The organism is Salipaludibacillus keqinensis (assembly GCF_003226325.1).
Classification (GTDB): Bacteria; Bacillota; Bacilli; order Bacillales; family Salisediminibacteriaceae; genus Salipaludibacillus; species Salipaludibacillus keqinensis.
Genome location: NZ_PDOD01000010.1, coordinates 1 through 1,871 on the forward strand (window position 1 = coordinate 1; position 1,871 = coordinate 1,871).

Genomic DNA, 1,871 nt, shown 5'->3' on the forward strand with positions numbered 1-1,871 from the left:
ACTTCTTTCGCTTTTGTTCCATCGCTTAACATCGTGAGACAGTATGGACAAGCACTGCCGATTACGCTTGAAGAGGTAGCAAGAGCTTGTTCTGTTCTCGCTTCGTTCACGCGGGTGCCTGTGTCTTCTTCCATCCACATCATCCCACCGCCTGCGCCACAGCACATGCCATTTTCTCGATTGCGTTCCATTTCCACCAATTCCACACCAGGAATCGCTTTCAAAATTTCTCTCGGCGGGTCATACACATCGTTATAACGGCCGAGGTAACACGAATCGTGGTAAACCACTTGTTCTTTCACCTCGTTCGTCGGCTTAATTCGTCCTTCTTGAATCCAGTCAAAAAGAAGTTCAGTATGATGATAGATCTCGGCTTCCAGTCCAAAGTCGGGATATTCATTTTTAAACGTATTGTAGGTATGAGGGTCCATCGTCACAATTTTCTTCACGTCGTTCTTTTCAAACTCTTGAATGTTCGCTGTTGCAAGTTCTTGGAACAAGAATTCATTCCCAATTCTGCGAGGTGTATCGCCTGAATTCTTTTCCTTGTTTCCTAGAATAGCAAATTTGATTCCTGCTTCATTCATGATTTTCGCAAAGGATTGAGCGACCTTTTGGCTTCGCTTATCATAAGAGCCCATTGAACCTACGAAGAACAAGTATTCAAACTCTTCGCCACGTTTTTTCATTTCTTTCACTGTCGGAACGTCAATATCCTCGCGACCTTCTCTCCAGATCTCTCGCTCTTTACGATTGATTCCCCATGGATTTCCTTGCTTCTCAATATTTTTGATTGTGCGCTGCGAATCGGGATCCATTTTCCCTTCTGTTAAGACAAGGTAGCGTCTCATATCAATGATCTTATCCACGTGTTCGTTCATTACCGGACATTGATCTTCACAGTTCCGACACGTCGTACATGCCCAAATCTCTTCCTCGGTAATGACATCACCAATCAAGTTCACATCATAAGGATTGAAATCAAGAGCTGCTGCCGCTTCTTCCGTCCCCGTCGCTGCCAATTGGTTCCCTCGTGTGTGACCAAAGGCATAGCTTGGCATCCAAGGATTTCTTGACGTGACCGCTGCTCCTTTATCAGTTAAGTGATCGCGCATTTTCAAAATCAAATCCATCGGGGACAACATTTTCCCTGTCCCAGTAGCCGGGCACATATTCGTACAGCGTCCGCACTCTACGCATGCATACAAATCAAGCAGCTGCTTCTGATCAAAATCTTCAATTTGGTTTTTCCCAAACTTTTCAGCTTCTTCGTCTTCGAAATTAATCGCTTCCAACTGTCCTCTTTTATGTGTCGGTCCAACCCACACATTCGCAGGCCCGGCAATTAGATGGGCATGCTTCGATTGCGGAATGTACACCAAGAAGATAAGCAAGAACAATAAATGCGCCCACCAGAAGACAAAGAATCCAGCACCAGCTGCTGTCGGGCTAATTCCGGCAAAAACTGTCGCAATTCCAGAGGCGATCGGTTCTGCTGCTGTAGTCGATTTATCAAGCCAGATCATTTCCATGCCTTTTGCAAACAACTTGGAAACCATCAGTCCTCCGATGAAAATGAGAACGAGACCTGCTTTGAAATTTCGCTTCAGTCGGACGAGCTTTTCCACATACCGGCGGTGGAATGCCCATACAACGGCCACTAAGATCATCAATACGACAAGTTCCTGGAAAAAGGTGAAGAATGGATAGATCGGCCCCAGTGGCAGATGTCCTCCAGGGTTCAAACCTTTCCAAATCACGTCGATAGCACTGAATTGTACTAACAGAAAACCATAGAAAAACATGACGTGAATAATCCCGCTTTTCTTATCCTTCAATAATTTTTTTTGTCCAAATACCATGGTCATCAT

At 44.9% G+C, this 1,871-nt stretch carries 1 protein-coding gene; it reads right to left on the reverse strand.

What is annotated here, in order from left to right; translation table 11 throughout:
- On the reverse strand, positions 1 to 1,871 hold a 1,871-nt coding region (locus CR194_RS20015; RefSeq protein ID WP_110612417.1), incomplete at both ends, for a (Fe-S)-binding protein.